The sequence below is a fragment of the Methylomonas defluvii genome, from assembly GCF_033949435.1.
Lineage (GTDB): Bacteria > Pseudomonadota > Gammaproteobacteria > Methylococcales > Methylomonadaceae > Methylomonas > Methylomonas defluvii.
Genome location: NZ_JAXARY010000007.1, coordinates 158407 through 182954, shown reverse-complemented (window position 1 = coordinate 182954; position 24548 = coordinate 158407). Strand labels below are relative to the sequence as shown.

General features: G+C 54.1%; 22 protein-coding genes. 5 read left to right on the top strand and 17 right to left on the bottom strand.

The annotated features are described in order from the left end of the window. Positions 1-82: 82 nt before the first annotated feature. The 4 genes from QLH52_RS09780 to QLH52_RS09765 form a co-directional block, all read right to left on the bottom strand. On the bottom strand, positions 83-565 hold the full coding sequence (locus QLH52_RS09780; protein WP_205453973.1) for an MSMEG_0572/Sll0783 family nitrogen starvation response protein: 483 nt from the start codon (positions 563-565) through the stop codon (positions 83-85). Between the two features lie 358 nt (positions 566-923). Continuing rightward, on the bottom strand, positions 924-1448 hold the full coding sequence (locus tag QLH52_RS09775) for a hypothetical protein (RefSeq protein WP_101051888.1): 525 nt from the start codon (positions 1446-1448) through the stop codon (positions 924-926). 192 nt (positions 1449-1640) lie between these two features. Then, positions 1641-3137, bottom strand: a complete 1497-nt coding sequence (locus QLH52_RS09770) for a PepSY domain-containing protein (RefSeq protein ID WP_319961404.1) — start codon at positions 3135-3137, stop codon at positions 1641-1643. Then, positions 3137-5488, bottom strand: coding sequence for a TonB-dependent receptor (locus tag QLH52_RS09765; protein WP_101051890.1), 2352 nt, complete (start codon positions 5486-5488; stop codon positions 3137-3139). The genes QLH52_RS09770 and QLH52_RS09765 overlap by 1 nt, the downstream gene beginning before the upstream one ends. Positions 5489-5786: 298 nt before the next feature. Between QLH52_RS09765 and QLH52_RS09760 the strand changes: the two genes are divergently transcribed. Continuing rightward, positions 5787-7181, top strand: a complete 1395-nt coding sequence (locus QLH52_RS09760; protein WP_033156678.1) for an L-lactate MFS transporter — start codon at positions 5787-5789, stop codon at positions 7179-7181. Between the two features lie 19 nt (positions 7182-7200). Beyond that, a complete protein-coding gene (locus QLH52_RS09755) occupies positions 7201-7329 on the top strand; it encodes an MFS transporter small subunit (RefSeq protein WP_256438971.1) in 129 nt (42 codons plus the stop codon). A gap of 3 nt (positions 7330-7332) precedes the next feature. Here the strand turns inward: QLH52_RS09755 and QLH52_RS09750 are convergent, their stop codons facing one another. Beyond that, a complete protein-coding gene (locus tag QLH52_RS09750; RefSeq protein ID WP_101051891.1) occupies positions 7333-8502 on the bottom strand; it encodes a right-handed parallel beta-helix repeat-containing protein in 1170 nt (389 codons plus the stop codon). A gap of 208 nt (positions 8503-8710) precedes the next feature. Here QLH52_RS09750 and QLH52_RS09745 point away from each other — a divergent pair, with 208 nt between their 5' ends. After that, a complete protein-coding gene (locus tag QLH52_RS09745) occupies positions 8711-9067 on the top strand; it encodes a hypothetical protein (protein WP_101051892.1) in 357 nt (118 codons plus the stop codon). 30 nt (positions 9068-9097) lie between these two features. Here QLH52_RS09745 and QLH52_RS09740 read toward each other — a convergent pair whose 3' ends face one another. Further along, a complete protein-coding gene (locus QLH52_RS09740) occupies positions 9098-11128 on the bottom strand; it encodes a methyl-accepting chemotaxis protein (protein ID WP_319961403.1) in 2031 nt (676 codons plus the stop codon). Between the two features lie 410 nt (positions 11129-11538). Between QLH52_RS09740 and QLH52_RS09735 the strand changes: the two genes are divergently transcribed. Next, positions 11539-11934 (top strand): CBS domain-containing protein, encoded by a 396-nt coding sequence (locus tag QLH52_RS09735; RefSeq protein WP_033156676.1) that lies wholly within the window; start codon positions 11539-11541, stop codon positions 11932-11934. A 62-nt stretch (positions 11935-11996) separates the two neighbouring features. Here the strand turns inward: QLH52_RS09735 and QLH52_RS09730 are convergent, their stop codons facing one another. The 6 genes from QLH52_RS09730 to greB all read right to left on the bottom strand — a co-directional run bounded on the left by QLH52_RS09730 (position 11997) and on the right by greB (position 15162). Next, the gene (locus tag QLH52_RS09730) at positions 11997-12509 is read right to left on the bottom strand and encodes a hypothetical protein (protein ID WP_205453979.1); all 513 of its coding nucleotides are present in this window, start codon (positions 12507-12509) and stop codon (positions 11997-11999) included. Between the two features lie 263 nt (positions 12510-12772). After that, positions 12773-13342 carry a hypothetical protein gene (locus tag QLH52_RS09725; RefSeq protein ID WP_205453980.1) on the bottom strand — a complete coding sequence of 190 codons (570 nt, stop codon included), beginning with the start codon at positions 13340-13342 and terminating at the stop codon, positions 12773-12775. A gap of 312 nt (positions 13343-13654) precedes the next feature. After that, on the bottom strand, positions 13655-14101 hold the full coding sequence (gene dtd / locus QLH52_RS09720) for a D-aminoacyl-tRNA deacylase (RefSeq protein WP_205453981.1): 447 nt from the start codon (positions 14099-14101) through the stop codon (positions 13655-13657). Continuing rightward, positions 14098-14508 (bottom strand): gamma-glutamylcyclotransferase family protein, encoded by a 411-nt coding sequence (locus tag QLH52_RS09715; protein ID WP_205453982.1) that lies wholly within the window; start codon positions 14506-14508, stop codon positions 14098-14100. The genes dtd and QLH52_RS09715 overlap by 4 nt, the downstream gene beginning before the upstream one ends. Next, positions 14505-14669, bottom strand: coding sequence for a hypothetical protein (locus tag QLH52_RS09710; protein ID WP_319961402.1), 165 nt, complete (start codon positions 14667-14669; stop codon positions 14505-14507). Before QLH52_RS09710 ends, QLH52_RS09715 begins: the two co-directional genes overlap by 4 nt. Position 14670: 1 nt before the next feature. Continuing rightward, the gene (gene greB, locus QLH52_RS09705) at positions 14671-15162 is read right to left on the bottom strand and encodes a transcription elongation factor GreB (RefSeq protein ID WP_319961401.1); all 492 of its coding nucleotides are present in this window, start codon (positions 15160-15162) and stop codon (positions 14671-14673) included. A 57-nt stretch (positions 15163-15219) separates the two neighbouring features. On the opposite strand from greB, the gene QLH52_RS09700 reads away from it, so the two are divergent. Next, a complete protein-coding gene (locus QLH52_RS09700) occupies positions 15220-15696 on the top strand; it encodes an FKBP-type peptidyl-prolyl cis-trans isomerase (RefSeq protein ID WP_033156671.1) in 477 nt (158 codons plus the stop codon). A 75-nt stretch (positions 15697-15771) separates the two neighbouring features. Here the strand turns inward: QLH52_RS09700 and QLH52_RS09695 are convergent, their stop codons facing one another. The 5 genes from QLH52_RS09695 to ppc all read right to left on the bottom strand — a co-directional run bounded on the left by QLH52_RS09695 (position 15772) and on the right by ppc (position 24479). Continuing rightward, entirely contained in the window at positions 15772-17583 is a 1812-nt protein-coding gene (locus QLH52_RS09695; protein ID WP_319961400.1) for a TolC family protein, read from the bottom strand. Positions 17584-17589: 6 nt separating this feature from the next. Further along, on the bottom strand, positions 17590-18900 hold the full coding sequence (locus tag QLH52_RS09690; protein ID WP_319961399.1) for an HlyD family secretion protein: 1311 nt from the start codon (positions 18898-18900) through the stop codon (positions 17590-17592). Then, positions 18893-20986, bottom strand: coding sequence for a peptidase domain-containing ABC transporter (locus QLH52_RS09685; RefSeq protein WP_319961398.1), 2094 nt, complete (start codon positions 20984-20986; stop codon positions 18893-18895). The genes QLH52_RS09690 and QLH52_RS09685 overlap by 8 nt, the downstream gene beginning before the upstream one ends. A gap of 21 nt (positions 20987-21007) precedes the next feature. Continuing rightward, positions 21008-21448: a hypothetical protein gene (locus QLH52_RS09680; protein ID WP_033156668.1), complete on the bottom strand. Its 441-nt coding sequence runs from the start codon at positions 21446-21448 to the stop codon at positions 21008-21010. 109 nt (positions 21449-21557) lie between these two features. After that, the gene (gene ppc / locus QLH52_RS09675; RefSeq protein WP_033156667.1) at positions 21558-24479 is read right to left on the bottom strand and encodes a phosphoenolpyruvate carboxylase; all 2922 of its coding nucleotides are present in this window, start codon (positions 24477-24479) and stop codon (positions 21558-21560) included. Positions 24480-24548 lie beyond the last annotated feature (69 nt).

Genomic DNA, 24548 nt, shown 5'->3' with positions numbered 1-24548 from the left:
TTTTGTTGGGTTACGCTACGCTAACCCAACCTACATTTTGGTTTTTACGACGCCCTCTCGATGAAGGGTTCGGCGTTACGGTTTATAAAGTCCAGGTATCCAGGATGAAGGCGTTGTCGCGCTGGTGCAGTAACACGATGTCTAACACATCTAGTGGGCTGATCGGACGGATGCCCGGCAACAGGCTGGGTTCGCCATGACCATACAGGGCTTGCAAGGCAAAGCGGCAGGCATAGACTTTGCCACCTTCCTCTATGAATTTAGCGATTTGATTGGCGTAGTTTTGGTGACCGGGAAAAGACTCGTCGCCCAAACGTGGAAAGCCACGCTGCAGACCTAAGGTGACACCCGGACCATACAGCAGAATGGAGGTTTCGAAGCCTTTACGTTGCAAACGGGTGGCCTGCAGCAGATTGACGAAACCTATAGATCCTTCGAAGGCGACGGTATGGAATTTGACCAAGGCTTTCTGGCCGGGCTCGGCTTTGACGTCTTCAAATACTTTTTCTTCGAAATCGACAAAACAATCGCCTTTTTGATGGGCCGGTGCGGTGACTGCGGGCATGAAGTTCTCCTGGATGTTAGTAAAAAATGCCCTGCATCGGCGGGATGGATGCAGGGAAGTATTTCTGGCCGCCAGCGTTGCCTGGTCGACGGTGAATACTTTACTAAGCTAGGAAAAAGCCAAACAGATTCAGTTTATTGCCTAATTTTTAAGTACAGATTTAGTGAAATGAAATCTGTATGGCTTGAAAAAGCGCATAACTGTTATGGTGGCATTTCGCCAAATCATTCAATTTGCGAGCGAGCCAATCAACTCAGATCATATTTTTAGATCGCAAACACCGGATCGTGCTGTCTACTTGGAAATGCCGCCAGGGGCAGCGGCGCGAAGCCTGTCACTTTGCTGTTCTGCGCAAATATCAGTTAGCTGACGGCTGAAGCGCCGGATTGCCGGTTCTCTTCGCGGTAAACTCAACAGGCACGTGCGTCGAATAACCGCCTTCAGTTTGCATCACAAATTTAATTTCATCGCCGGCCATTTTGCCTTGATACCGATGGATAGCCTGTTGTGTGGGACCTGATCCCAGCGATTCCGGGGTTTTGGTGATAAAACGCAAGGTGCCTCCGGCGATCTCGCCTTCTAAAATGCCGTTTGGGCTGCCGGTAAATGTAGCGCTGCCATATAGCTGCGTATCGCTACCGGCGAAATCGAATCGCTCTTGATAATTAGCGTTCGGCCAGTCATAGCTGACTTGGGCTTGCCATAATCCGTTGATTGCCGGCCGCTGTTCTGCGCCGCTTAACAGATCTATTAGATTCCGGGTGGCGTTGGTAAACGTCGAAAGGCCAATAACCAGCGTGCTGACTGCAATCAACAATGACAGCAGCGGGTTGTTTCTAATCCGGGTATTGATTCTGTCCAAGCGGGTTCTTGAGTCGTTCATGGTTTTAGTATCCGTAGCATTTTGGCGTTTTGGTAGAAGGGGACTACCCGGCGAGGTTAAACGTGCCGACAGAATAAGCGTTTTGGCTGACGTTTTCTAACGGTTATCGACTAAGCCGATCAGGCTTGGGGAGCGCTGATAAGGGATGGGTGGCTCCCGCCTGCTTGGAAGCATCGGTGTTCGTGGGTTGGCTTAATGAATAGCCAGCTTGCGCTTCGCACGCCGCCAGCCGATGACGATGCCGCTTGCGCTAATCAACAAGCCGCCGGTGCTGAATACTATCAACACAATATCCCAGACAGGCCGATTGTTCAGTAAAGGCAGCCAGTCCCAACTGTGTAAAAAGGCAAATAGCCAGCGGCTGACGCGCCTACCGGCATCGGGTTTGCTGAAGTGACCGGTGTAGGGGTCGAGATGCAGCCAGGTGCTGTCGGCGTCGGCAAATTCCAAACGCAGGATAGGCAAACGTTTGTCGATGTGCCCGGTCATGGTATGCGCGGCGCGGCTGTAGTAGTAAAAATCGTATTCGTTTAACACGCTTTGCCTGGCAATTTTATTCGGAGCCATGAGCCGTTCGGCTGCGGTTTGCAGGGCCGGCCACTCGAATTTCTCGAAAACCCGGCTATCAGTCTGCGCCGTCTGGATACGGCTGCGGCCCTGACCATCAAAAGCAATGTAAAAACCTTGGCCGTTCAGTACGCGCCATTCGATTTCCCGCGGCTGAAACCCGGTATTTTGAAAACGCGCCAAGGCTTCCGCTGCGGACAACGGGAAATACTGCGGCGAAATGTCTCCGCCCATGTAGGTCTGGAGCTTGGGTTTGGCGGCGGTGGAGTCGAATATTTTCCACGGATTCATCGAAAATAAGCCACTGAGTATCCAAGTGAAGGCGATTACGCCAAAGCCCAATCCCAGCAGGTGATGCCACCGCATCCAGGCCTCGCGGTATGGGGTTTTTGTGCCATGTTTGTAACGGCCCTGAAAACGCCAACGCAGTATGCCAACGATTAGGCCAAGCAAACTTAATACCGAACCGGCCAGCGCGGTGTAAATGACAATGTCCGCCGCGTAACGATCCAAAGCGCCGCCGCGAAACGGATATAGCCAATGAATCCAGGCGCCCAGCCAGTTCCAGGTGCGTTCGTGGCGAGTGGCATCGCGCACCACTTCGCCGGTAGTGTTGGAAATATAAAGCAGCGTGGCTTGCTCGTCGGCCATTTGCACGCGGTGCAGCGGCCGATGTTCGTCCAGCGCTTTGGAATGCGTCCAGGCGTCTTCGTCGATGCGATCCAGATAATAGCCGTCAGCCGTCGCCAGAAAGCTGCCGGCTGACGCTAAGGCCTGGGCCGGCGTCACCTGATCGACACGGTTCCCGGTTTCGGCATCCACGGCGATTTGGGTTTTGCCGTAAGCAAATACATAACGCGGCGCGCCGGCCACGCTGGTCAAGCGCACGCTATCGGGACTTTTGGCTTGAGCACTAGCTTCCAATGCTTGTGCAAGGTTGATGCGGCAGCGCTCAGCCGCCAAGCCAGGCAAGGCGCTCAGCTTTTCCTGTGGTGTCAGTTTGGGGTAGCCGACATACATCATCACGACGCCGGATACGAACCACATGGCCATGAAACAGCACAAGGCTATACCCAGCCAACGGTGAACCAGATATAGATTGCGCTTTAGCCCGTTGAGCATTAAAAGTCTACTTTCAATTCCATCATGAAGGTACGCGGTGCGGCGACGAAAAATAACGGGGCGTTACCGCCGCTACCCCATTCGACGTATTGCTCGTCGGACAGGTTTTTAACCCGCGCGGTGACCGTGGCTTTTGGATTAAATTTCCAGAACAGTTGGGTATCGAATACCGCATAAGCCGGGGTTTTGATCAGGTTGGCGGTATCGACGAAACGGTCGCCGACGTAGCGCGAGCCAAAATTCCATTGCCAGTCGGCATCGAAATCCCAGGTCAGCCAGGCATTAGCCACCCATTTGGCGACATTGGCCGGCCGATTGCCTTTTCTTGAGACCGTGCTGGTGCCGACGGTTTCCAGGAATTTGTCGTACTGGGCATCGACGTAGGCCATGTTGCCTTGCACGCTCCATTCGTCGGTGAGTTGTACCCCGATATTGGCCTCTACACCGCCAGAGGACTGTGCGCCAATCGGTAACTGCCGATTTCGGTCCGTCGGATCGGTTATCGATAGATTTTTCCGTTCGATGTAATAGCCTGCCAGTGTCGCCGAGCCTTTGCCGTCCCAAAAATCGAATTTGGTACCCACCTCCGCTTGCCGGCCGGTGGTGAGATCGAAGTCTTGCAGCGCGGCGAAGGTGCCGGTGGTCAAAATGCCGGACGGCGGATCGGCTGCGGTGCTGTATTGTGCGTAGACGTTAAAGGTGGAGGTGATGTCGTACATCAACGCTGCCCGCCAAGTTACAGCCGTCCAGCGGCGGCCGAAAGCGGCGGGGCTGGTGGCGGTCGGAGGCACAAAGGAAGTACGTAAATTTTTCGCATCCAGACGAATATCGTCTACCCGCACGCCCGTGATCAAGTTTAAATCGGGCACCAGAGTCAGGCGGTTTTCGGCATAACCGGCGACGGTATACAGTTCGTTGCGGGCGTTGGAGATTGGCCCGGTGGCCAGAGGGTTGTCGTAGTAGGTGCCGGTGCTGAAATTGTATGGGTTAACGATACTGACGGTGCCTGTCGAGCTTTCCATGCTGGGTGCGCGGGTTTGCTTGTTGTAGGCAATGTCGACCCCGGCCGAAATTTTCGAAGGCAGGCTGAACCAATTACTGCTATGCACGATTTCGAATCGGTTGCCGACCAAGGCTTGATCGTGATTTACCGCAAACGATTTATTGCGGGTAATCAGCGAATTCGTGCTGTTCCAGTCGTAACCTTCTACGTTTAAATACTGGCGATCCGCTTTGTAATAGTAAAAGGTGTTTTTGAATTGGGTGTTATCGGACAGTTGATAGTCGACAATGTCGCGTAACCAAAACACCTGCTGATCAAATACCGAACCACTGGCGTTATAGTTTTTAAAGCGGGTGCCGGGGTCTATTTGGCCTTCGGTGGGCCCTAAACCGGCGGTACCCCAGGGGACTATTCTACCGTTGACGACCGGATTCAGCACCGGCGTGCCCCAGTAAGAATCGCGGTCTTCCATCTGATGCTCGAAGGCGATGGTGTGCGACAGTTTGGACGTAATGTCGCTTAACAAGGAAAACGACATCACGCCGGAATCGGCTTCCGTGTGGTCGATATAGCCTTCGGAACCCAAATAGCTGATGTCGGCTTGCAGCCAGTTATCGGTATTGCCGAGTTGGCCGTTGAAACCGTAGGACGCCCGGCGATTTAAGTATTCTCCCAGCGAAACTAAGCCGTGATGTTCATCCGGGCCGCGATGCGCAATTTTGCTGACATAGTTGACCGAGCCGCCTACTGCACCTTGGCCGTATAAAAATGTGGACGGCCCACCCAAGACTTCGACGCGATCAGTGAGCCAACTGTCGATGGGGCGGGCGGCCACGACATCATATTGCACGGTAATGCCGTTGAACAGCTGCGTGATTTGCGAACCGGTGAAACCCCGCATCGACACCGAGCCCGCCGAGCCGGGTTGCGACGATACGATTATGCCTGGGGCTCTTTCCAAGGCTTCCTGCGTAGTCTGCGCGCCGCGCTTTTCGAAAGTTGCCCGATCAATAATCGTGATCGAAGCCGGCGTTTCGCGAGGTGTCAGGCCCAGGCGGCTGCCGGTAGCGGCTTCGGTATCCAGTTGCGGTTTTTGGTTGGGTGGATTAAAGGGAGCCGTTCCCGCTACGGTGACTGTATCCAGTGTAGTGGTGGTGTCGCTGGTTTGGCTTTGGCTAGTGGTTCTGGCCGTTTTGGTTTTGCTGTTGGTCTCGCTGGTTTTTAGATCCTCGGTCGGCGATGGCTCGGCAGCGTGAGCGATGCCGTGCAGCGAAAACAGCAAGGCGGCGACGCCTGCTAGGTGGCCGGGTTGGGCAACTGGAAAATCCTGTAACTTGGTTTTTTTCATTGTTTTTATCAGGTATTTAGAAGTTAGAAGGCTTTTGGGTGGCAGCAATTAGTGTGCCGGGAACGGAAGTCCCAACACGGCGGGTGTTGCAGGGCATAAGGGCTGAGTTTTTTAATTAATCTATGTTAGATAAATGGACGGTTTCGCGGTATATGGCTTGTTTCGCCGGCTTGGTACTGATTTAGGTCCGCGGATATTTGACTTAAAGCCCACCGGCCGGCAATGCTAAAATGCCGCATGGGCCGGCGCTGCGGTAAAACGCCACTATCAAAAATTTAGTTAAACAATGGATTCAAGTATGTCGGGATTTTTTTCCAAACAACATAGCGTCGCGCAGCCCGGCTATAGCCGTTGGTTAGTGCCGCCGGCGGCTTTATCGGTGCATCTGTGCATCGGCCAAGCCTATGCGTTCAGTGTGTTCAACGATCCATTGACTCGGGTAATAGGCATCGGTACCTCCGCGCCGGAGGATTGGAAGCTGACGACGCTGGGCTGGATATTCAGCCTGGCGATTGTGTTTTTAGGGTTGTCGGCGGCGTTCGGCGGTAAATGGCTGGAAAAAGTCGGGCCACGCCTGACGATGTTCGTTGCGGCTTGCTGTTTTGGCGGTGGTTTTTTAATCTCCGCACTGGGCGTGCACCTGCATGAAATTTGGCTGATTTATCTGGGTTATGGGGTGATTGGCGGTATTGGTTTGGGTTTGGGCTATGTGTCGCCGGTATCGACGTTGATCAAATGGTTTCCCGACCGGCGCGGTATGGCGACCGGTATGGCTATCATGGGTTTCGGCGGCGGGGCGATGATAGGCGCGCCCTTATCGGTGTTGCTGATGGACCAGTTTAAATCGGCCGAATCGGTTGGCGTAGTGCAAACATTTTTGGTGATGGGCGGCCTGTATTTTTGTTCGATGCTGATAGGTGCATTGACCATCCGCATCCCGCCGCCTGATTGGCAGCCTGCGGGATGGACGCCGCCGCTGGTGCAAAACAAAATGATCACCGATAAGCACGTGCATATCGACCAAGCTTTAAAAACCCCGCAATTTTATTTGCTGTGGCTGGTACTGTGCCTGAATGTGACGGCCGGTATCGGTGTGCTGGGGCAAGCTTCGGTGATGATACAGGAGATGTTTAAAGGCTCGGTAACGCCGGCCTCGGCGGCCGGTTTCGTCGGTTTGCTGAGTTTGTTCAATATGGGCGGGCGGTTTTTTTGGTCGTCGGCGTCGGATTATCTCGGGCGTAAAAACACCTATTTTATTTTTTTCGCGGTGGGCGCTGGCTTGTATTCCACCATACCTACCATGGGTATGAGCGGCAATATGGCGCTGTTCGTGTTGCTGTACGCCTTGATCATGAGTATGTACGGCGGCGGTTTTTCGACGATTCCGGCTTATTTAGCGGATATTTTCGGCACGCGCTTTGTCGGCGGAATCCATGGCCGCTTATTAACCGCTTGGTCAACCGCTGGCGTGTTGGGGCCGGTGTTGGTGAATTACATTCGCGAATATCAAATAGGCCAGGGCGTGGCTAAGGCCGATGCCTACAACGTCACCATGTACATTATGGCCGGACTATTGGTGGTGGGTTTTATCGCCAATCTATCGATCCGCCCGGTGCATGAGAAACATCATATGAAACACGGCGATTTCGACGAGCTGGACGGTATTTATCCGGCTGACGAAGCCGAACATTAAGTAAGGCAGGGCACTTTTTATGAATAACTCCGAATCGGGCAAATCTTCCAGCCCCTGGCTGTTGGCGGTATTCTGGCTTTATGTACTGATCCCGCTCAGTTGGGGTGTGTGGTCAACGTTGAAAAAGGCCTTGGCTTTGTTCAGCTGAGGTTTAATCGGGCTGTTTGGCGATAAATTCGTAGGCGCCCACATCAAGCGGTCCTTGTTGGCGGCGTTTTTCGCTGCCGCGCGGATGGCGATAGACAAATTGGGGATTAAGCAGCATCCCGTTGGCGGCGAGTCCGGGGGAGATGCCCTGATCGATTGCCGGCGCATTAGGTTTCAGGCGGTAATCGTAACTTGCCGGATCAAGTAACACGTTGGCCTTAGCCTTGAGGTCGTGGTTTTCCTGGTTGGGGCCAATCATGGCGGTGGCTTCGCCTATCAACAGATTGTTGATTAACATCGCGGTGGCAATACTGTGATTATGCAGAAACGAGCCGCCGGGGTAATCGTTGACGAAAGTGTTGTTCACCAGATATAGCTGTTGATTCGGCTGAGTTTGGTTGTGTTCGGCGGCAAAAGCCAGCATCGCGGCATTTTCGGTGTTGGCGCTTTGATGAAACAGATTGCCAATCAAGTAGCCGGCACCGCCATCCGGTAAGTCCACCAAATAGCTGGAGCCGTTACGCTCGTCGGTGATGCGATTGTAAAGAATATAGTTTTCCCTGGCCCGCGATTTGACGTTATGGCCGGTGCTGGCATCGTGGATATAAGAATTTTGCAGGGTAAAACGGCGGATATTGCCAATGTAGATGTTATGGCCGAGTTTACCGTAGCGCGGATAATCGACGGTGTTGTCGTTAAACTCCGAATTTTCAATCAAGATGTCGCTGTCAGGGTTAACGCCGGTCAAGATACCCATCTGGTTATGATGAAAATGGCAATTCCTTAGAGTCAGATGAGTACCTTCGAAGCGGATGCCGGCACCGTTCAGCGCCGGTGCGCTGGCCCCGGAAAGTTCGATATTTTCAACGACCGTGTCATTGCCTTTTAGTACCCAAATCGCTTTGCCTTCCGCTGAATTGCCAAGTGCTTCCAGGTGGGCGCCGCCTGCCATTCCGCGTATGGTCAAGCGCTGCTGCGGCCAACTGGCGACGTCGCCCTGGTATAGCCCGGCATCGATGCTGACCACATCGCCGTCTTTGGCGAGTCTTGCAGCCGCGCTAGGCAGCTTAAGCGCGCGCTGCGGGCCGACTTGCCAATTGGTGCCGTGCGCCGGGAAGGCCAGCAGCCAACTAACCACACTGATCAAACATCCCGACAATATCAAGCGATGCATCCCGACTCCTGGTTGTGGGCAGCTGTAAAATTCACTAATCCCAAGCGCTATGTTCTGTCTGATCGGCAGCGCCTTACAAAGGCGTCGGACTGAACTTGCAATATTTAAAGTAATACTTGGGCCAGATAAGAGTATTATCCTGTCATCAGGCATATTTGCCAGACCTACGACTTGATTATAAGAATAGCGAGACGCTACTGGAGGAACTATGGCTTCACTTGATATGCAAGGGGCTTACGATTTGAGCAATGCCAAAATCAACGAATTAATTACGGAAAGCGCCGAAGGCAATTACGCCTTGGGCATTATTAATCAAAAAACCAATAAGTTTGTCGTCAAATACGTCGGCCGTTCGGAAACCGACCTAAACGCCCGCTTGAAGCAACATGTCGGCAGGTATCCCAAATTTAAGTTTAGCTATGCCGCATCGCCCAAGGCCGCATTCGAAAAAGTCTGCCAAAACTATCATGATTTCGGCGGCTCGAAAAAACTGCTGAATCACGTGCATCCGACGCGGCCAGCCGATGTCGATTGGAAATGTCCATGCTGCAACGAATTCGATTGAATTTTTGCACTAAGTATTTCCAAGCCGTGGTTAATAGGTTGCGGAGTGATTGAAAAAGGCAAAACAGGCTTTTAAGCTCTGCGCGGTTTCCGGCGGCATGAATTCGTTGAATTTAACCCCGTAGTGGTGCTCGCCATCGATAGGCTTGTACCACACTATGCTGCACACTATTTCCAGCGGTAGTTGCGATTCATATTGCTGAATATTGTCATATGGAATACGCAATTGAATAGCAATCGAGCTGTTTAGCGGGCAGGGCAGTTCCACAGGCAGACGCAAACAGGCACCGGACATGCTGAAATCAGCAGTGACGCCGTCGAGAACCAAGTCGGCGATTTCGACATGGGCCAGCAAGTATTGGCTGCTGCGCGGAAATTTACGATTCTCGTTGGCGGCGGGAGTCGCCGTCCACTGCGCATCGAAGCTAAAGTGTTCCAGCATAGTGCGCATTTTTTCGGTCACCACGTAAAGGTCGTCGCTGATGGTCCTGGTGATGTGCACTTTGGATTCGTTCTGCCCCAGCGCGTCGAATAAAGCTGATACCCGAGTCTGCAATTGGTTGACGTTATCCAGTTGATATTTGGATACCTGGGAGATTTGCTGCGCCGTACCCGCATTTTCTGCTATCTGACCCACAATCTCGTTGATGACTACACTGGTGGTTTCGGCTTTTTCCATGCCCTGTTTGGTGGTCTGGATGATGGAGCCCATCGCCAGAGTATTTTCTTCGATGATTTTGGTTAATTCGCCAATAATGCTGGCAATTTCGGCGGTAGCGCCGGAAGCGTTTTGCGCCAGCTTACGCACTTCATCGGCTACCACCGCAAAACCTCTGCCGTATTCGCCGGCTCTGGCGGCTTCGATGGCCGCGTTTAAGGCCAGTAGATTGGTTTGCTCGGTGATGTTGCGGATGGTGGTGGTAATATCCTGAATTTGCCGATTAGCTTGGCGCAGTGCCACGGTTTTAGCTTCCGCGTTTTCCACTTCCTTCACAACCCGGCGCATTTCGTCAAGATTTTCGTTGACGGCGATGATGCCTTTTTGCGCCGTGTTTTGCGTTACCTGGGTGCGGTGGCGAATCTCAACGGAAAAGCGTTCGACTTCTTCGGTGGTGCTACGTAATTGTTCGGTAGCGGTTTTTACCTCGGACGATCTCGCTTGTTCCGAGCGGTTGGCATTGGAAATGCCGCCGGAAATATTGGATATTTGGTAGGAAGACTGGCCGATTTGCTTGCTAACCGCGTTGATCTCGCGCATATGGCTGGTCAGTTCCTGGCCCATGAGCTTCATGGTCGCCAATAAGCTGTTGGTATCGTTTTTCTCAGTGGTGACTTTGATGTCTAATTGGCCTTTGGCGATACTGCCGGCAATTTTCGACGCATAGCTGGGCTCGCCGCCCAACACGCTAAATAATTTTCGCGTCAGCCAGATATTGGCGGTGACTATCAAAAGCAAAGCCAGGCCGGCGACGGTGGCGCTGACCGTAAACATCTGGCTTTGCATCTGATTTTGCTGCTGTGAGGCGGCGTTGGCTTGCTGTTCCACGCTGCCGGCAAGCTGATTGAGTTTGTTGGCCAAGATTTCCGAAGCCGCGTCGAAGCCATTTTCCGGCGCTTTCATGATCAGGTTGCCGGCTTCACGGCCTTGCTGAAAATAGGCGTTCGCCATGCGTTCGCCGGTGGCATAAAGCTCAGTCACGGCGTTATCGGCGTCCTTAATCGCCGGGTTCATGTCCGGCATCATCGCCAGTAAACTCGTCAGTTCCGCGTGAGCGGCATTTTTTTCCGCCAAGGCGTCGCTGTAATCGTCTTCGCCTACCGCTGATGCATCGGTGAGAAATTGCTGGATTTGTACGACGTGATAGCGAACATTTTTAAATGCCAGCGTCGCATTTATCAGACGCTGTTTTTCGGCTTCCGCTGTTTCCAGTTTGCCGTGGCTAAGCCACACAAACATATTGCCGACTATCAGCAATAAAGCCACCGTGGCGGTCAGTACGGTCAACAGTTTGCGTAAGGAAAAATCCTGAGGTGCGGACTGATTACTAAGGAGATCAGGCATAAGCGGTATCCATTTTCAGCAGAAACGTCAATGTGCGGTTTCACAAGTTTAGACTGATACGCGAGTTGCATAGTCATTTTGCAACTTACAAAGCTCGCCGTTGAATGTCGTCGTATCCGCACGGCCGGGAACGCAAATCCCAACGGTCTGGCAGAAAATTCCTACATTACTGAAAATGGCCGTTACAAGGAGTTGGTGGGTGGAGGGCAGCGTTAACCCGTTAGCCCGGAATGGGTGGCCGACGCCGAAATCACCCGGTATTTCGGTGGCTGCTGCTTTGGAATAATAAAGCTAGCTAGTGTGGGGAATTTTTATAATAATCGCATAGGACAGAAGTCAGCTGGCCGCCGAACCGGTCGGTCCCGAGGCTGTCCAAGCGTAGAATAAAAAATAATAACAGGAGGTACACCATGCTAGCCAAAATAGCTGTAGTCGATTACATGTCGACCAAAATCGTTACCGTTACCCCCGATACCGAAATTTCTCAGGCTGTTAAGATTTTGCTGGACCACAAAGTAACCAGCGTGCCGGTTGTGGACCAACACGGTAAGTTGGTGGGGATATTTTCCGAAAAAGACGGCATGAAGGTGTTTGTCGAATCCGCTTACAACCAAAGCATGGCTGGAAAAGTAGGTGAGTTCATGAGCAAAGACCCGCAATTTGTCAGTGCCGATGCCAGTCTGGTGGATGTCGCCAGCAAATTTCAGGAATCGCCGACCAGGAGTTTCCCGGTTTTTCAAAATGATCAATTTGTCGGCATGATTAGCCGCGTTGATGTATTAAGAGCGTTGTTAGCCATTCGCTAGATGTTTTAGTTCAAGGGTAGACCGCCATTCCCCTGGGATGGTGGTCTGCCCCTTGTCCTGCCTTATTGCCGCACGCCTGCCGACACGTAGGTACCCATGATGGTATCAGTGCAGGTTGCGGTAATCTTCGCGCCGTTCGGCGTTACCGTGCCGGTGCAATTGCCCTTCGAAACCCAGCCGTTTTGGTACTGTGCAGTGTAATCGTAAGTCAGGGTTTGCCCGATCAGATTGCCACTGCCTTTTGATGTATAGCCCACGCCTTGCGCCAACATCCCCCAGCCCTGGAATTCAAAACTGTCGCTCTGTTGGTTGATGTGGGTGCCGCCTGCGGTCGGCGCGGCCGGGTTATACCAGTCGCCGCTGATGTTGATGACTGGCACAGGCTCCACTACTGCCGGTTTTGCCGGGGCCATCGGCGGAGAAATTGCCGTCACGGTTTGCTGAGTCGGCGGCGATTCGGCGGTCTTTTGTTGTCCAGTCAATTTATCCCAGTTAGAGATGATAGCGACGCTGATCGAGCCGATGACACCAATGATCGCTGCAGCGATAGCGGGATTTTGATTGGATTCGGCCATAAGTTCCTCTGTTGCTGAATAAAAATGTCCGGCCGCCTGACGTGGCACCGGTTGAGAATTTAGCGCAGATGTAAACGATTCGGCAATCTAAAAGATGCGCTTGTCGGCTACAGAATAAATGGGAGAGAGTTAAGAGGCTGGATCTAGCCGAGTGAAGAAGGGCGGTAGGGGGCTTTTCGAGCGGGCTGGACTGGTTTGATCGGGCCCTCACTGCGGGTGATGCGGTGACCGCAGTGAGGCCCAATCGGATCTGAGATTACAGATTATTTATCGCATTTATGCGCGGAGCCGCAGCAATCGGCCATGTCACCGCCGTGCTTTTTGCAATGATCCGCACTGCAATCATGGGCTGCGCCGCCTTGATGATGGGAACAATGGTGGCTGCTGCAATTGGCGGCAGCGGCGGCTTCGTGATGGGCACAATGCTCGGCACCGCATTGGTGGGCGCTGGCATGGGCATCTTGCGCGCAATGTTGGGCGCAGACTTTATCCTTAGCACCTGGGTGATCGGCGCAATGTTTCGCGCAATCGTGTTCGGCTGCGGCTTTGTCGGCACAATGTTTCAGGCAAGCTTTGCCTTTTTTACCTTTGTGTTTGGCGCAATGTTCAACGCAATTGTGCGCTGCGGCATCGGCTTTATGTTTAGCGCAATGTTCCGGAGACATGGCGGGTGCCGCCGCTGGCGCGGGGGCAGCGGTTTCAGCCGGTGCAGCGGTTACAGGTGTCACGACCGCAGGCTCAGCAGTTGCTTCGACCGGTTTTGCGGATTCGCAGCCTGTCAGGGTCAGCAAAGCCGGCAAGGTTAAGGCGATTAGCAAATGTTGAATTTTCATAAGTATTTCTCTGTGGGTGATAAAGGAGGCGCAATTGTAGGGGTAAGGTGCACGTTAGGCAAATAAAATTGTGTTATTTAACACAGAATAATTTATTGGCGAGCGCGCCGGTTTGACAGTGATTGCCAAGCCGTTTCTCAATTTCCTTGGGTTTGTCACGCCCGCGAAGGCGGGAGCCGTTAAATTTTACGGCGAATCCACTCTAGCGGCTGGGCTTGCGCCTTTGCGGGAGCGATTATATTTGAGGGCGGGTTGGTAATTCGACCGGGTGAGCGGTCAGGCAGTGATTCCCGAATCCACAAGGTATGCAGATTACTTTTCCAGACAACGTAAGGTAAAAGTCACCGGGCCGTCGTTGATCAACGCTACTTTCATATCGGCGCCGAATTCGCCAAACTGGCTGCTTGGGTAAATCTCCAGCGCGCGCTTTTGCAAATACGCGAATAATTCCCGGCCCATTGCCGGCGGCGCGGCCGAGGCAAAACTGGGCCGGTTGCCGGTATCGGTGTTGGCCGCCAAGGTAAATTGCGGTACCAGTAGCAGGCCGCCTTGAATATCGCGCAGACTCAGATTCATTTTGTCGTCCGCGTCCGCAAAGATGCGGTAATTCAAAATCCGCTCCAGCAAGCGGTCCGCTTGTTTGGGGGTGTCGGCTTTCTCGACCGCCACCAGCGCCATAATGCCGGTGCCGATCACGCCGATGTCGCTGCCGTTGACCGTGACTTTGGCTTGGGTGACACGCTGGATAATGCTGATCATATTTTGTCCTTGAGATGATGAAGATAGTCGCCGCTTAAGATGCGCTGCAGACCGGTCGTCGGACGGTTGTAAAGATAGGTCCAAGCGCAAACGCTTTGTCTGTCGGGCAGGTCTACTAAAACTTGGCGGCGAATGTATTCATGCGGCTGCGGAAAATGCGTGGCGCATTCTTCGTAAATATCCAATACAGACAGCGTGTGTTCGGGGGCGCGAAGTAAATACAGTTCACCTTTGATCTGCGCTGTGCCGCTGGTTACAGCGCCTGGATAATTATCGATTTCATACAAATTGCCGTATATAAACGCAGGGCCTATGTACTCGCAATCGTCTAGGAATGGGTGTTGAGTTTGATCGTCCGGGTCTCTGCGCAGCGTACCGTAGACAAACAGGTATTGCGCGCAGCTCATGAATAGATCTGATCGACCAATGCCTTGAACCAGCGTGGGCGGAACGCGATGACATACAGCAGCGTCAAACCCATCAGCGGAAAGGGGCCAATTTCGACAACGGTCAGCAGCAGAATGATCACGAACCACTTGAATCGGGTAAAGGCGGCTTGCGTACTCATCTCAATAACGTATAGCGGTAATGTAATACCGCGTTTCCTGCTCGGCATGGCGGATTGTCACTTCGTCGTCCAGCATCTTCTTCAATAAGGCTTTCGCCAAAGGCGAGTCCAGACTGATCAAGCCGCCCGTGGTATCGATTTCGTCGGCGCCGACGATGCGGTAAGTGATTTCCTCCCCGTCCATCGTTTCTAACGTCACCCAGGCACCGAAAAATACCTGATCGCGATTGCTCGGCTTCTCGGACACGACAGTCAACGACGGCAAGCGCTTTTGCAGATAATGAATACGCCGGTCGATTTCTCGTAGTTCTTTTTTGCGGTAGATGTATTCTGCGTTCTCGGAACGATCACCTTCCGCAGCGGCGGCGGACAGGGCTATGGTTACGTGCTTGCGCCGTTCCCAAAGCTGTTTCAACTCGGTTTCCAGGGTCCGATAGCCTTCGGCGGTGATGTAAGGTGAAGATTTGGGGCGGGGCGGTCGCCAGCGTGACATGTTTTTTCGGGGAAAAGGTTATATGATGTCGGCTTTTTTCATCTAGCGAATACGCATATGCAAATCACAGACAAAACGGCTGTTTCCATACATTATACCTTAACCAACCAAGACGGTGAGCAGCTGGACAGTTCCAGAGGCGAGGAACCCTTGTTGTATTTGCATGGCGCGGGCAACATCATTGCGGGTTTGGAAGCCGCTTTAAACGGCAAGCAAGCGGGCGATAAATTCAACGTCACCATCGCTGCCGATCAAGCCTACGGCGAAGTCTCCGAAGAAATGATTCAAGTTGTTTCCAAGAAAATGTTCGACGGGATGGATATTGAAGTCGGGATGCAATTTCACGCCGATGTCAGCCATGGTCCGGGCATCATTACCATCGTGGAGATCGACGGCGACGATATTACCATCGACGGCAACCATCCATTGGCCGGTGAAGATTTGACGTTTGACGTGGAAGTCATGGATGTCAGACCGGCCACAGCCGACGAAGTGGCTCACGGCCATATCCACGGTTCAGGTTGCCATCACTAACCGTCGTTTTCCAACATCAGACCGGTAAGCGATAAACGCGCGGCTTTTATCGCTTACATTCACTCACTACAGTGCTTACTGAGCACTGGCGCTTAGGCCCAAATCGACTCGGCTATGTCCGAGTAAGGTGCCGGTGGCAAACGCCAGGTCTATCATCGACACTTGGTAATCACCGATGGCGCGCACTTCGCGTAATTGCGCTTCACCGAGCCGGGTTAGGGTTTCCAGTACTTCGGTCATGGTCCGCAAGCCTTCTTTAAATTGTTTCAGTTCTGCGTCGTAATTCAAACCGGCCAGTACCACGTTTTGCCGAGTGGCTAAAATGCGTTGCCAGTTCTGGCTCATTTGATCCAGCGAGTCGTAGATTTCTCGGCGCACACTCAATTCCCTGAGTTGTTGCGTCGTCAGACGTTGCATGCGTTCTTGCACGGCTCGATCCAGACGCGCACGGCGCAGCTCGTTGCTGAGTGGGATTTCCATGCGTACGCCCACCGACCAATCCGAATAATTGCCGCTCAAGGTCTGATCAAAAGCGCCACCGTAGGATGACGTGTCGCGGCCCAGTGCGGCGTAGTTGTAATCCAGCATGAACATTGGCAGGGTTTGATTGCTGAGGTAGTCGATCTTGGTCAAGTCTGCGGCCAGCTTCAACTCCAGTTCCAGCAATTCCAGGCGGCCGTCCAGCGCGCGTTGCGCCAGTTGCTCGCGGTCCAGATTAAATTCCAGCAGGGTCGGCGAGGTCTCGGGAATCAGCAGCGTTTGTGAATCCAGATCCAGGCCCGGCGCGTTTAATAACAATTTCAGTTGGCGCTGGCGGGTTTTCAGGCTGGTTTCGGCGATGATCAAAGACTCCAGACGTTCGGCCACGCCGATTTCGGCCCGGTTGATTTCCACGCTGGCGGTCAAGCCTTCAGCCACACGCTTCCGGACCATACTCAGATTATTGGAGGCGTTTTCGTATTGCTGGCGGCGCACATCTAATTCGCCCCAAGCCACATACAGGCTCCAATACGCGCGCTCAACCATTGCCAACACCCGAATCGCCTGCAGACGGGTTTTGACGTCGACGGCTTGTTGTTCGTAACGGGCGATGCGGATGCCGGCGACGTTATTGGAAATCCCTGCGTCGCGCAGTAAGGGCTGGCTGATGGAAAACCGCAGCGCATTTTGATACTGGTCCGAAGCGACACCGCGAAACTGCCGTTTGCCGTCGAACGGTGAACTGACGGTAATTTTCGCGCCGGTACGCAGTGGAATCACGATCCCGGCTTCCATATCCAGCACCTCGGTTTCCTGCGGCACGGCGGTGAGTTTGTCGATTTCATTTTTCAGCGGCGAAGTGGGATCCACCGGCGTAAAGCTGACGACATCCAGATTTTGCGCCGGGGTGTTTTTCTTCCCGTATTTGGCTTTGGCGAAGATTAAATCATCGAACTTGGCTTGCTCTTCGCTGACCGCGGTGGCGGCGATTTTCGGATCGGCCTGGGCGATTTTTAAATCCAGGTTATTTTCCAAAGCCATACTGCGCACCGCCGCGATGGACAATTGCTTGCTCGCTTCCGGCGCTGCCTTGGGTAATTCCGGCTTCGTCGCGCTGGGAGGGGGCAGAATAGTCGCTGACTTGGGCCGGCCTTCCTTAAACTTGGGCAAGGCCTGCTCCACAGTTTGCGGCGGCAGTTGCGAAATGGCCGGTAGCGGTAAACCCTCATCAGGTTTCAGGCGCTCCTCGACGCGCTTGACCAGTTTACGGTCGGGGCTGGTGTCGAGATATTGTCCGCAACTGGCTAGCAAAGGTATCAGCAAGAGTGCGCCGATATGCCGCCCGCAGGCTTGCAAGTATTTGGCCGTAGCCCCTGATGGGTGTTGACGGGATGCGAAACGATTCATAAGCGCTTATTTCAGTTTTTGCCTGACCAAATCGGTCGCCGGCGCTTCCATAGTCATTTGCGGCGGAAAGGCATTCAGTTGCCGCCACAATTCGTAAGCCATCGTTACCCGGTTCAACAACACCCAGCCTTTTACTCTGACGCCTTGGCGGGCGAAGCGTTCTGTCGGCCAGGGTCGGTCGTTGGGATCGGGCACGATCAGTACCCGGAATTTACCCTTGCCGTCGTCAGTGGAGTCCACGAAGGCTACTAAGCCACCGAAGGTGCCGACGGCTACTTCCGGCCAGCCGGCGAATTGCAAGGCCGGCCAGCCTTCGAATTGCAGACGTGCATGCCGGCCTGGGGTGATCAATACGGCATCGTTGCCGTCCACCCACAGTTCCACGGCTTTTACATCCATATCAGGCACCAACACCAGCAAGGGATCGCCCTGTCTGACAATGTCGCTCTGCGGATTGGCCAGCAGCCTGAGGATGCTGCTGTCGCGCGGCGCTCTGATTTGTTGGGATTGTTGGCGGGAAACATCCACTTCGCTCTTTAACAGGCTGCTGCGGCTGTCTTCCAGTTCGCTTTGGGTTTTGTTAGCCGACGCCGTCGCCGAGTCGATACGGGCCTGGGCATCGGCGCGAATTCGGCCGATTTCCGCTTCGGCGGCGCGTTGTTCGGCCAACGCGCCTTCCAGACTGGCTTGGGCGCTGTTTAAGCTGCGTTGCGCGACGATGCCGTCGCGTTGCGCCACTTCGTAATCGCGCTGCGAGACCAAGCCGTCGCCGATCAAGCGTTGCAGACGCTGGGTTTGCACGCTGGCCGTTTCCAGCGTGGCACGGGCGGAGGCAATGGCTTCGCCGGCGGAGCGCGCACGTTGCCTTGCCACATCCAGCCGGTATTGCGCGGTAGCCACTTGTAAATCGCGGGTAGCAATCAAGTTGTCGATTTGCAGGCGATAGGCCCGCAGCTCGTCTTCTTTGGCCGCCAATTTTGCGGCGGCTGCCGCGCGTTGTTGTTGTAAGCGTTCCAGCAATTCCGGATCGACGTCGGTGATTTCCATCAGCAAATCGCCGGCCTTCACTTTGGCGCCTTCTTTAGCATGCCAACTGACGATACGGCCGGAAACCGGCGCATCCAAGTTCTGTTGGCGTTCCAGCGGCGCAAAAGCGGAGACCCGGCCGATACCGTTGATGTTTTGTTGCCACGGTGTCAGCAGCAGGGCTGGAGGGGTCAACAGAAATAACCAGACGCAAGCGCGCGCTAAACTGCTGACCAGGCGAGGAGTATGGGCCGCCGATAGCGCGGACAGCCTAATATGTAACTCAGTCATGGGCAGCTCCCGGCAAAGTGATCTCGCGCCCGCAAAGTGCGGCCAATTCTTTCGATCCGGTCAGCAGCAATAGGGTCCAGGGCGCGTCTGCGGCCAATAGTATTGATGCCAACTGCTGCTGTAACCCGCTATCCAAGCCATCGAGTATGCCATCCACGATCAACAAGGTGGGCCGGGCGATGATGGCTCTTGCCAGCATGACTTGTATGGCTTGGCTGTAGGCAAGTGGCGAGCCGCCGGGACTCATGACGGTATCCAAATCCAAGTCGGTTAAGCCGACTTTGGCTAAGGCCCGTTGGACATCGGCAACGCTCAGATTCGCATCGCCAAGCCTAATATTTTCCAGCAGGCTATCGTGAAAAATCTCCAGTCGGCTGACGACGGCGATGTTTTGCCGCAAAGTACTCAGGCGCAATTCATCCAGTGTTTGGCCGTTGATTTGTATCCGGCCGGCTTGTGCTTGCCGCATCCCGCTGATTAGCGACACCAGCGCGGTTTTACCGCTGCCGGGATCGCCTGAAATCGCGACTTTTTCGCCAGGCTGAATGTGCAGCGCAAAATCCGAGAATAATGGCCGCTGCGCGCCGAAGCCGAATTTTAAGCCGCTGATTGTGAGTGACGCCGGACCGTTAAATTCTGCGTCCAACTCGGCCGAATCTTCTAAGGGCAAATCCAGCAAATGGCCGATCTTGTCCGTGCCGGCCATCAAGTCGTAAAAGCCTTCCAGGTGTTTGCCGAATTTGATCAAGGCTAGCAAAGCTGACGAGACGATCAGTTCCGCCGCCACCAATTGCCCCAAAGTTAAATGGCCGTCTATGACCAAGTAGCCGCCGATAGCCAACAAGGCCGTACTGGCGATGGCGTACAGCGCCACGGAGGCGATGACTTGGCCCAGCAGCACGCGGTAATGCTGGCGTTTGGCCGTTAAATAGTCCAGCGAGAGTTGGTCGGTGCGGTTGGCGGCCATTACTGCACCGTTACCGAATTTAAAGGTTTGAATATTCCCGGCAACGCTTTCCAACCAGGCGACCAAGGCATATTTGCTGATCGATTCCTGAATCGCCGTGGTGACCGCGCCGCGGCCCAACAAAAATATTATTGCCGTGATAGATAACAGCAACACCACATCGAAGGCCAGCAGGAAGGGGTGATAGAAAGCCAGCATGATTAAGCCGACGCAAGTTTGCACCACGGTGCTCAAACCGTCCAAGAGCAGTGCAGAGCCGGCTTTCTGTAAGGTCAATACATCGAAAAAGCGATTGACCAGTTCCGCGCCGTGTTGACTGTCGTAGGCATCGCTGCGCACCCTGGGCAAGCGATAGGCCAAGTCGGCGGCCAGCCGTACAAAAATCCGCCGCTGCACGATCTCCACTAGATAAGATTCCAGCACAAAAACCGCACCGCCGAAGCTTAGAAAGAAAAACAGTATGGTCGCCAATACGATCAAAGGTTGGCCCATACCGCCCATCGCTACGGTATTGACCAGCGCTTGCACCGCCACCGGCGAAGCCAGCGCCAACAATCCGGAGCCCAAAGCCAAACCCAACAATAACCAGAGATCGTGGCGATCAGCGCGTAACAGCTCCAGCAAGCGGCTAAATGGCGGCATGTGGTTGTGATGGTCTTGGCTGACGGCATTCTCCAGCGGCGCCTGGGCTTGCACTAAAAGCCACTCGCTGATGCCGGCGTCGCTTCGGCCCAGTAGTGCGGCGATGTCAGTCGGTTTGACGTAGCGCTCTTCGATCACCTCGCCTTGAGCAAGGGCCACTCTGACTTTGCCGCCGCGAAATCCGCACAACACTAGCCAGCCGCAGCCATCCGAGAGGCTGGTGAGCAGTGGCGTATGTGGGGATGAAGCGTTGGCGGCTGCAATGGGCGTAAGCAGCGTGCTCTCCATATTCAAACCCAAATGGTCACCGATGCGGCTCAGCGCTATCTGGCTGTCGTCACTGACTGAGTCCAGCCAATGCTCGCGGATGCCTTGGGCTTGGCCGGGGATTTCCAGCAGGTCGAATAAGAATCCCAGCAAGGTTTGCGTCGACTGCTTTCTGTGCGGGTGTTCCTTGTTTCCGGCGTTGATGCTCATACGTAACGAAATCCTATCGGTTTAAACGAATAACAGCATGGTCTTGCCGAGTATGCCCAGCAAAAGTGTAACCTTTAATGTGGTAAGTAATTTGGCCGGGCCGGCTTTGGCGCACCAGTTAAGCCAGGCAGTTTCGCATCCCTGGGCGATCACGAGGTAAGCTTTGCACGACAAGCGCCAAACGACGGTGCCGAGCAACGTTAGGCCGGACCAGAACACGATGAATTCGGCTTGGCGGGGCGTTACCCCGAACACGTGTTCCAAAAAATGCTCGAACAACATCTCGACCACCTCAATGGCCAAGTGCACAATGTGCCATAGAAAGGGTAGCAAGGTGTCGCCAAATTTATACAAAAATATCAGGGTCAAGATTGCCATGGCAGGCTTGTTTTCAAACAGCCAGCGCCCGGTGTTAATGATGATTACTCTAAACCAGTGTGCCAATGCGTAGGCGTATTGCATGGTTCTCCTCCCTTTTAGAGTCTGCCGAAAAGCCCTTTCCCCTTTTCAGGGGGGGGCGCGTCCTTCGACCCGTTCAGGACGCCGGAATTTCAGGGCCGGGCTAATAACATCAGCCGGTATTACGCATACCTGCGGCAATCGCATTGATACTGCGCAACAAGGGTTTCATCCACGGACTGTCCGCGGGATTCTCGGTATTCATTTCCCGCAGCCGCCGGATCAAAAAAACCTGGATATAGTTTAGCGGCCCCAGATAAGCATCGCGGCGGTGCAGGGAGGCGGCCAAAGCCGGATTTTCCGCCAGCAAATGGTCAGTGTTGGCTATCTCCAGTATCCACTCCACGCAGCGTTGATGCTCGCCGGCTATCAGGTTGTAAACCCGTTTGCCGGTTTCCGGGTCGTTGCACAATTGCGCGTATTCGCGGGCGATGTTCATGTCGGATTTACTCAAAGCCATTTGCGCGTTACTCAGCAGGTTGCGGAAAAACGGCCAGTCGCGATACATCCGCCGCAGGGTTTCCAGGCGCTCCGGCTTGCCGGCGCACCAGCTGGCCAGGCTGAAACCGATGCCGTACCAAGCCGGAAACGTCTGCCGCGATTGCGCCCAGGCGAATACCCAGGCTATCGCTCGCACCGAGTTTTTCGAGCGATCCAGTTTTTTGCGGTGCGAAGGCCGCGAACCGATGTTCAAGCCGCCAATTTCGCCGACCGGGGTGGCTTCGTAGAAATAATCCAAAAAGCCGGGAGTGCGCTCGGTCAGGTCGCGATAACTTTGCTCGCCGATCCGCGCCAATTCGTCCATCACTGCCAGATCTTCCGCATGATCCGCCGGGACGGCTTGCACCAGGCTGACGCTGGCTTTCAGCAAGCCGGTAACGCCCATGGTTAATTCGTAGACCGCCGTTTCCATATTGTTATACCGATAAAACAGCACTTCGCCTTGCTCGGTAAATTTGATCTGGCCGCGCACGGTGTCGGGCGGCTGGGCCAGAATCGCTTCGTGAGTCGGGCCGCCGCCGCGACCGACAGTGCCGCCGCGGCCATGGAATAATCGGCATTTCAAACCGTAACGCTCGCTGATTGCAATAATTTGCCGTTGCGCGCGCGATAAGCCCCAGGCCGACGCCAGGATGCCGCCGTCTTTGCAGGAGTCCGAATAGCCCAGCATGATTTCCTGGCGGTCATCGCTGACCCGCAACAATTCCCGATAGCACTCGGTATCGAATAGCTGGGTCAGTACCTCGGAGATGCGATTTAAATCGTCGATGGTTTCAAACAAGGGGCTGACGCCGATATGGCAATGCCAATGCCCGCCGATTTTGCCGACCAGGCCGGCTTGCGCCGCCAGCAGCAAGACTTCCAAGACATGACTGGCCGAGTGGGTCATGGAAATTACGTATTTACCAAAGCAGTTCGGGCCTATTTCCCGGCGCATTTTCGCCATCACGGTAAACAACTCCAGGGTTTCGCGGTTGGCCGGCGTCAGCGCGGCGGCGTCGAACATCAAACCACCCGGTGCGGCAATCGCCTCTGCTAACAATGCTATGCGTTGCGCTTCGTCCAGCGCCAGGTAGTCAATGTTCAATGCGGTTGCCAGAATTTCCGCGACTGCTTCGCTGTGGCGAGTCGATTCTTGCCGCACGTCGAGTTGCATCAAGTGAAAGTCGAACACGTCGGCCAAGCGGATCAGATCGGCTAATTCCAGCTCGGCGATATTGGCGTCGCCGTGGCTGCGCAAGGATGCATCAATCAAGCGCAGATCGTGTAAAAACTCGGCCACGCTGGCATAGGCAAGGCGATTGGCTTGTTCCGCTTGGCCCTGTAACTGTTGTTGCACGCGCTGCAAGGTGGATTGCATGCGATATTTCATCAATATCAGTTTGTGCCGGTAAGGTTCCTGCAAATAAGGCTTTTCCAAGTCCGTGACTGCCGCGCCCAGCAGGGCGCGGTCGGCGTGCAGGCTGTCAATAAATTCCGGCGTCAAGTCACAAAGTCCATAAGAATGCGACAACTGGCCGCGCAATTGATCCAGGCGCGCCAAATATTCCTGCATGATGGTTTGCGCCTGCATGCGCAAGGCCAGTTCGGTGGTTTCCGGCTTGACATTTGGATTGCCGTCGCGGTCGCCGCCTATCCATGAGCCAAAACGCAGGAAGCTGGGGATGCGGATTTGGCCGGCAACGTCGGCGCCGAATACATCGCTAAGCGCCCGTTGCAAGTTCCGGTAAACCAAGGTGGTAGCCTGAAATAGCGATAGCGAAAAATAAAACAAACCGGCGTCGATTTCGTCGGCTACGCCCAGTTTACGGGCGCGCACTTCGTCGGTTTTTAACAGCAATTGAATCTGTGCTTGCAGTTTGTCCAAGGCCTCGCTGCGTTGCTGGCTGCGTAGGCGTGGATCGTCCAAGGCCTCCTGGCTAAGGAAGACATTGCGCAACGCGCTTTTGACTGTGCGGCGTTTGGCTTCGGTGGGGTGAGCGGTCATCACCGGCAAATACAGCATTTCGTCCAATAACACCTGTAATTTATCGGCACTGACGCCGCTGTCGCGTAGTTTAATCAGCGTGTCATGAAACGAGCCGGGCCAATAGCGGCCGGTCTGATTTTGTCGGCGCAACGTTAGGTTATGCGATTCTTCGGCGATATTGAGCAGGCTGAAATAGCCGTTAAACACCCGCACCACTTCGCCTATTTCTTCCGCATCCAGGCCTTCCAGAATCTCCATAAACTGGCGGCGGCGGTTGGCGCTGCCCTCTCGGAGCAAGCTGGCAAACTTGCGTTGCAACTGCGCGACGGCGGTGGCCACCTCCGGTTTGGCTTGGGCGGTGAGCACTTTAGTCAAGATCGAACCGAGCAGGCGTATCGAACTGCGTAATTCTTTGTCGTCGCCGTGAGCATCCGATAAGCGATCACTGAGGATTTGGCTGGCGCCGAGGTTATCCAATTCAAACGCCGACTTGTCATACTCCGCTAATGCGGCTCCGGTACTTGGCGCGATGTCTTCGCTGTGCAGTGCTTTTAGCTTTTGCATGTGCAGTTCTCAGGGTAGGTTAGGGTTGCGTGATAGCCTAGCGCAGCATTTTGATATTGTTAAATAGAA